This window comes from Carnobacterium sp. (genome assembly GCF_040274945.1).
GTDB lineage: Bacteria > Bacillota > Bacilli > Lactobacillales > Carnobacteriaceae > Carnobacterium_B.
The window spans coordinates 1-7,614 of the sequence record NZ_JBEMAR010000016.1 but is presented as its reverse complement, the minus strand read 5'-3'; the positions used below and the strand labels follow the sequence as shown (position 1 = coordinate 7,614).

Below are 7,614 nucleotides of genomic sequence, written 5' to 3'. Positions count from 1 at the left end.
TGTGTCACCTGATTTTACAGTGTATGACGTGTTGCTTGTATTTCCTGTACTTGGTACCGGTGTTGGCGTTGTTGTTCCACCTTTAATCGTTAAGGTTTGATTCACATAGATCGCATCTGTCTTTAAGTTGTTCCATGATTTTAAGTTTGAAACCGATACACCGTATTTCGAACTGATTCCAGTCAATGTGTCACCTGATTTTACAGTGTATGACGTGTTGCTTGTATTTCCTGTACTTGGTGCTGGTGCTGTCGTTGTGTTGCCGCCTTTAATCGTTAAGGCTTGATTCACATAGATCGCATCTGTTTTTAAGTTGTTCCATGATTTTAAGTTTGAAACCGTTACACCGTATTTTGAACTGATTCCAGTCAATGTGTCACCTGATTTTACAATGTATGACGTGTTGCTTGTATTTCCTGTATTTGGTGCCGTAGTTGGCGTTGTTGTTCCACCTTTAATCGTTAAGGCTTGATTCACATAGATTGCATCTGTTTTTAAGTTGTTCCATGATTTTAAGTTTGAAACCGATACACCATATTTTGAACTGATTCCAGTCAATGTGTCACCTGATTTTACAGTATATGACGTATTGCTTGTATTTCCTGTACTTGGTGCTGGTGCTGTCGTTGTGTTGCCGCCTTTAATCGTTAAGGCTTGATTCACATATATCGTATCCGTTTTTAGACTATTCCATGATTTTAAGTTCGCCACAGATACACCATATCTTGATGCAATAGCTGTCAATGTATCGCCTGATTTCACTTTGTAAGACGTACTGCTTGTATTTCCAGTATTTGGTGTTGTTGTCCCACCTGAAGTTGTACCGCCCTTAATCGTTAAGGCTTGATTCACGTATATCGTATCTGACGTTAAGTTATTCCACGATTTCAAGTTTGAAACCGATACACCGTATTTTGAACCGATTCCAGTCAATGTGTCGCCTGATTTCACTTTATAAGACGTGGTGCTTGTATTTCCTGTACTTGGTGTTGGTGCTGTCGTTGTGTTGCCACCTTTAATCGTTAAGGCTTGATTCACATAGATCGCATCTGTTTTTAAGTTGTTCCATGATTTCAAATTCGCAACAGATACGCCATATTTTGATGCAATAGCTGTCAATGTATCGCCTGATATCACTTTATAAGATATACTGCTTGTATTTCCAGTATTTGGTGCTGGTGTTGTTGTCCCACCTGACGTTGTTCCACCTTTGATTGTCAATGTTTGATTCACGTATATCGTATCTGATTTTAAGCTGTTCCACGATTTCAAGTTCGAAACAGATACACCGTATTGAGATCCAATACCAGTCAATGTGTCGCCTGATTTTACTTTATAAGACGTACTGCTTGTATTTCCTGTGCTTGGTGATGGTGTTGGCGTTGTTGTTCCACCTGACGTTGATCCACCTTTGATCGACAATGTTTGGTTCACATATATCATATCTGACTTTAAGTTGTTCCATGATTTCAAGTTGGAAACAGATACGCCATATTTTGATGCAATAGCTGTCAATGTGTCGCCTGATTTCACTTTGTAAGATGTACTGCTCGTATTACCTGCATCTGGTGTTGAAACGTTATTATTATCATTTGATACCGGAATACTCGGCGTTGTTGGTGCTGTTTCTCCAGAAGATTTCGTGTCATATTGCGTTAAGTTATAAGCTTTTATAATAGCATTTAACTTAGAAGCATAGCTAGGATCCGTCGCGTATCGTCCTTGTAACCATGCGGTCGCTTCATATGCACTGTTTGAATTACTAGCCCATGCACCTGAGTAATAGCCATTATCCCAAGAAGTTCCTCTTTTTAAGAGGTTAGCGTTATCTTGCAATGATTCAGCATACGATGGATACTTCTTGAAGTTTTGCGGGATATAAATCCAACCTGTTGAAGAACTCCATTCAGATGTATACATTGTAACAGTATTGCCATTGTAACTTCCTTTTATACCAAATAAATTATAGTTTGGACTAGTTGATAATTTACTAGTACCATAACCGCTCTCTAATGCTGCTTGAGCAATCATAACTGAAGCGTACAAATTATTATTTGCCGCTACTTGTTTTGCATATGATGTAAGGCCATTAACAAAGCCAGCAGGTGTTGATGCATCTACAATTGCATTATTGGTATTGGTTGGCTTTGGTGCGGGTGTGCTTTTTGACGCAGTTTCATTTAAATCTAAGACTTGTCCCACCTTAATAAGATCTGTTGATAGTTTATTCCATTTTTTTAGTTGAGCTACAGTGACTCCATTAGCCTTGCTAATTTTATTTAGTGTATCACCAGACTTAACAGTATATGTTTTAGCTTTTTCTACAGCAGTAGTTGCTACTTTTTTAGCCGAAGTCGTAGCTGCCATTTTAACTGAAGTAGTTGCTACTTTAGGAGTTACTACTTTAGCTTTTTCTACGATAACTTCTTCTTTAACTGGTTCTGTTACTGGTTCTGTTACTGGTTCTGTTACTGGTTCTGTTACTGGTTCTGTTACTTTGTCTTCTGAAGTAGCTGGTTCTTCTATAATTTCTGATTCAAGAGGCTCACTAATAACCTCATCATTATTTTCTACTAATTCCTCTGTCGGAACATCTGTTTCAATCTCTGTTGTTTCTTCTACTACTTCTGTTTCAGGGACTTCTACGACTACCGCAACAGGTTCTTCAGCTTGTTCTTTGACAGTTTCTTTTTCAGGTACTTCAACTTCAGATTCGTCTAACTCTTCTGAGATGTCTGTTTCTAGTGTATGATTATCCAGATTCTCAGTTTCATCAATAACAGAGTCACTTGATTCATCTATTGGTTGAATAGCTGTAGATGTTTCTGTTTCTTTGTTTAATTCTGCTTCTTCTATAGCTATTGTAAGTAATTCATCAATTTCTTCAATTGATAATTCGTTAAATGTTAAAGTTTCAAAATGTTCAGTTGAAAGAACTGATTTAAGTTCATTAATAAGTTGTTGTTTTTCAGTGGCATCTTCTGGTATGTAATCACTCTCGTCTGATTCTATGGCTGCTTTTTGGCCTTCTTCAGTTGCAGTGTCATTCTTTTCAATTGTCTCTTCCAATTTTTTGCTACTGGTCTCAGCTAATTCATTTGCACTAGCTGATGCAGAGAATGTTGGAAATGCTAGTAAACTCACTAATAAAGTCGTACTGAAAACAGCTGTTCCTTTTTTGATCAATCCATTGGCATTTTCTGATTGAACAAAGTTTTTTTGATTTTTTACAGCTGAAATTCTTTCATTTCTTGTTTTTTCCAAAGTGAGTACCTCCTATTTTTATTTTTCACCATTTTTAGGGGTTGATTTTCATACAACTATTGCTATTTTATTATATCTTTACCACACTTATAATGAAAGCTTAACTTAGGTAGATGATGGATTTTTAATAAACGTTACATAAACGTAATAAACAGCAGTCACATGTCTTAAGTGTAATGAAAGAAAATAGATAATTCTTTAAATACTTGATTTTTTTATTACCTTTCTTGAATGATGTCTATTCCTTTTAGTTTATTCTCCACAATGAATATGCTAAACTTATTCTTCAAGAGTATAAATATCTCTGATGCGTTTATTTTATAGAAAGTATGAGAAAAAAATTATGAAAACATCTACTATTAAGCTCTTTTACACCTCCATTAATTTTTTGATTAGTATGCTATTATTACTCCCATTTGGTGTATTGGCTTTTGGAGTAGCTCAACAGTCAGAATGGTTAAACTCATTCGACCGATTTTTTGCTTCTCCAATTTTAGTCAATCGTTCTCCTATAAAAACAACATTTTATTCTTTAATAACCGATTTAGGAGGTACTTTTTGTATTTTTTTACTGACTGTTTTAGTTAGTCTTTACTTCATATGGCGAAAAAAAGATACCAAAACCGCTTATTGGTTTATCTTTAATGTTGCTCTTGGAGCAGGCTTATTAAATCAACTGGTAAAGTTTCTTTTCCAAAGGACACGTCCTACTATTGAACACCTTGTCTTGCAAGATGGATATAGCTTTCCTAGTGGTCATTCTATGGCTTCCTTAATTTGTTACGGTGGAATTGCCTTTTTAATTATTCAGTTCACGCGTAAGAAATGGATCAAATGGGTAGTTGGTCTATTAGCATCTTTAATCATCATTACTATTGGTATCAGTCGAATCTATTTAGGCGTTCATTTTCCATCAGATGTAATTGGTGGTTTTTGCTTAGCAGGTTCTTGGTTATTACTCTCTACTGCTTTTTATTCTAATAAAATAAGAAATCATCATTAAATAACCAATTTATTTTGTAAAGGTTGTTTAAAAAAATTAGAAACTAACTTGCAATTTTAGGGACAGAGTTGAACTAAACTCTGTCTCTTTTTATAGTTAGATATAAATAAGTACATGTTAAAATTGAATAAACTAATTCAGTTAACTGTATATGGGAGGAATTAGCTATGCTTGATAATGCACTACGCTATAGTCGCACATTGTTAACAAACACTCTACTACCTGGGATTTTCAATCAGGTAAGTCTTTTCATTCAAGGGCATGAAACAATGTTCTGTATTACCACAAGATATTCTTATAGCAGGAGCAATTTTTAATTTAGGCTACTTACCTAACGAAGAAAAAACAATTATACCAACATCAGAAACCACTTTGATAACTATTATAGAAATACTACCCCGACTAAGAAAAGGAGGATTACTCCTACTAGTTGTTTATTCTGGTCATATTGGAGGAAAAGAAGAAAAAGATACCATTCTAACTTATGTCCAAACACTCTCTCAAACGGACTATACTGTTTTACGCTACGACTTTCTAAACAAAAAAAAACCTCCTCTACTCATTGCTATTGAAAAAAATAAAAAAAGGAACGGAGGTTGGCCCTCGTTCCTTTTGATTTCTATTTAACTTGTTTATTCAGCTAAAAATGCTTTTAAACTTTCAACTTTGTCAGTATGTTCCCAAGTCAAATCAATGTCCGTCCGTCCAAAATGTCCGTACGCTGCTGTTTGTTTATAAATAGGTCTTTGCAAATCTAGCATTTTGATAATGCCAGCTGGTCTTAAATCAAAATTTGCACGTACTGCTTCGATTAAACGAGATTCAGCAACCGTTCCAGTGTCAAATGTATCTATAGCAATCGATACCGGATGAGCAACTCCTATTGCATAAGCCAACTGTACTTCACATTTATCTGCTAAACCTGCAGCTACTATATTTTTAGCAATATAACGAGCTGCATAACTTGCTGATCTATCAACTTTTGTAGGATCTTTCCCAGAAAAAGCTCCACCACCATGACGAGCATATCCTCCATAAGTGTCGACTATAATTTTACGTCCTGTTAGACCGGCATCTCCTTGAGGTCCACCAATTACAAATCGACCTGTAGGATTAATGAAGTATTTTGTATCTTCATCTAATAACTCACTAGGAATTTCATGATTGATTACTAATTCAATCATATCTTTTTTCAACAGTTCATATGTTACATCTGGATGATGTTGTGTGCTGATAACTATTGTATCTACACGTAATGGTTTATTATTTTCATCATATTCAATCGTCACTTGAGCTTTTGCATCTGGCCTTAAGTAAGAAACAAGTTTTTCTTTTCTAACTAAAGCTAGACGTTTTGTCAAACGATGGCTTAATGCAATTGGCAATGGCATTAATTCTGGTGTTTCATTTACAGCAAAGCCAAACATTAACCCTTGATCACCCGCACCAATTTGATCTAATTCATCTTGAGTTGTTTCTTTAGATTCAACAGACTCGTCAACGCCTTGTGCTATATCTCTTGATTGTTCATCAATAGATACAATTACTGCACATGTGTCAGCATCAAACCCATATTTAGCTCTAGTATATCCAATTTCGCGAATTGTATCACGCACAGTCTTTTGGATATCTACATAAGTTGAGGTAGATATTTCCCCAGCTACTAATACTAATCCTGTTGTTACGATTGTTTCACATGCTACTCTAGCATCTGGATCTTTTGATAAAATTGCATCCAATATAGCATCACTAACTTGATCCGCTATTTTATCTGGATGTCCTTCTGAAACAGATTCAGAAGTAAATAATTTTCTTTCTGTCATTACTTTGTTCCCCCTTTAATTTTTCGGTTACAAGGCTTCTCCACTTTTAAAGTGAATCCTCTCGGGAATCCGATTTGCAAACCTTATACATTTTACCATAATTCATGCTTTATTAGTATTAAATCTATTGAAAATATTGATTTTGATCAAAAACACCGTACTTTCTAGCCATTCAGCTTATTTATTCTTCATTTCTCTATACCATTAACCCTTTTTTAGGTAAAATAAGATTAGACAAATCACTAAAAGGAGTTTTTTCATTGGTGCACTCTATTTATAAAACTATTACACATTATCTTTATCATCCTTTATTTTTAGTTCTCGTTATTCCTTTATCTTATTTATTAATAGGTACACTTTATGCTGGTCAATATAGTTCATTTAACTTTATACGTTTTTTCCTATTGTATAGTTTTATTTTTTTAAACCACTTATTAGGAAATTTTTTATTTAAAACCATCAAATCATCTTTTTCATTTAATCATATTCCATTTCTTATATTTGAGGTATTAAATCTACTGCTCATTTATTACTTTACTTATAACATCCATTACTTAGTAGGATTACTATGTTTCTTCTATAGCTTGGTGATTCACTTTCAATTTTATCTCATTAAACAAGGTTATTCATGGCTCATGTTATTTTTTTCTAGTGTATTTAAGGGTGGTATATTAACCTACCTGAGTTTTTTTGTTCAAGCAAATTTTATCCCTAATACACTTTTTTATTGGAGCATTCCGTTAATATTAATGGTCTTTTTAGTTGAACTAGGAAAACTTCAATTAAATTATACAAGAATTAATGGACAGTTAAACGAACACAATTCAAATAACCTTTTTTTAGACCACAAACACTTTCAACGTATCGTTTTATATTTACTAATTCTGATTTATGTAGTCAGTTTTATCCTTTTTATTCCTACTTTCAAAAGCCTATCGTTTATCTTTATACTTACTTTACCTTTTACTATTAAGGTGGTTCAATTGTCTTTTTCTACAAAAGAATCGATTTCAGCTAAATTAACCCAAAGAACGTTGCAACTCTGTTCCATTGCTTTTTTTATCTCTTTTAGTATAATCCTCTTTATTTATACTCTTTGAGGCTATTCTCTTAAAGGTATCAATCGTCATGCGAGTGATACCTTTACTTGTTTATACAATAATAAAAAGGATAAGAGAAGTTTCCTCTTATCCTTTTTATTCAGCTTATTTTTTTATGACCCGTACGGGAATCGAACCCGTGATACCGCCGTGAAAGGGCGGTGTCTTAACCGCTTGACCAACGGGCCGTTCTAAATTGTAGTACAATGGGCCTAAATGGACTCGAACCATCGACCTCACGCTTATCAGGCGTGCGCTCTAACCAGCTGAGCTATAGGCCCAAAAAAAAAAGCGGGTGACGAGAATCGAACTCGCATCAACAGCTTGGAAGGCTGTGGTTTTACCACTAAACTACACCCGCATTAAAAAGTGGCCTGGGACAGAATCGAACTGCCGACACCTTGAGCTTCAATCAAGTGCTCTA

At 34.7% G+C, this 7,614-nt stretch carries 4 protein-coding genes, 3 tRNA genes and 1 riboswitch; of the genes, 2 read left to right on the top strand and 5 right to left on the bottom strand.

The features are described 5' to 3' along the window. On the bottom strand, positions 1 to 3,264 hold a 3,264-nt coding region (locus ABS916_RS12670; protein ID WP_350452246.1), incomplete at its 3' end, for a LysM peptidoglycan-binding domain-containing protein. 397 nt (positions 3,265 to 3,661) lie between these two features. Here ABS916_RS12670 and ABS916_RS12665 point away from each other — a divergent pair. Together ABS916_RS12665 and ABS916_RS12660 are read left to right on the top strand one after the other, a co-directional pair. Continuing rightward, positions 3,662 to 4,267, top strand: coding sequence for a phosphatase PAP2 family protein (locus ABS916_RS12665; protein ID WP_350452245.1), 606 nt, complete (start codon positions 3,662 to 3,664; stop codon positions 4,265 to 4,267). Between the two features lie 261 nt (positions 4,268 to 4,528). Then, positions 4,529 to 4,894 (top strand): MnmM family RNA methyltransferase, encoded by a 366-nt coding sequence (locus tag ABS916_RS12660; RefSeq protein WP_350452244.1) that lies wholly within the window; start codon positions 4,529 to 4,531, stop codon positions 4,892 to 4,894. Positions 4,895 to 4,899: 5 nt separating this feature from the next. On the opposite strand, the gene metK is transcribed toward ABS916_RS12660, so the two are convergent. The 4 genes from metK to ABS916_RS12640 form a co-directional block, all read right to left on the bottom strand. Then, complete coding sequence (metK, locus tag ABS916_RS12655; protein ID WP_350452243.1) at positions 4,900 to 6,090, bottom strand: methionine adenosyltransferase; 1,191 nt, start codon at positions 6,088 to 6,090, stop codon at positions 4,900 to 4,902. Further along, positions 6,088 to 6,175, bottom strand: a riboswitch (SMK box riboswitch). Its footprint overlaps the gene before it by 3 nt. Positions 6,176 to 7,306: 1,131 nt before the next feature. Further along, a tRNA-Glu gene (locus tag ABS916_RS12650) sits at positions 7,307 to 7,378 on the bottom strand. Positions 7,379 to 7,397: 19 nt separating this feature from the next. Next, positions 7,398 to 7,471 (bottom strand) — tRNA-Ile (locus ABS916_RS12645). 9 nt (positions 7,472 to 7,480) lie between these two features. Beyond that, positions 7,481 to 7,551, bottom strand: a tRNA-Gly gene (locus ABS916_RS12640). Positions 7,552 to 7,614: the final 63 nt, after the last annotated feature.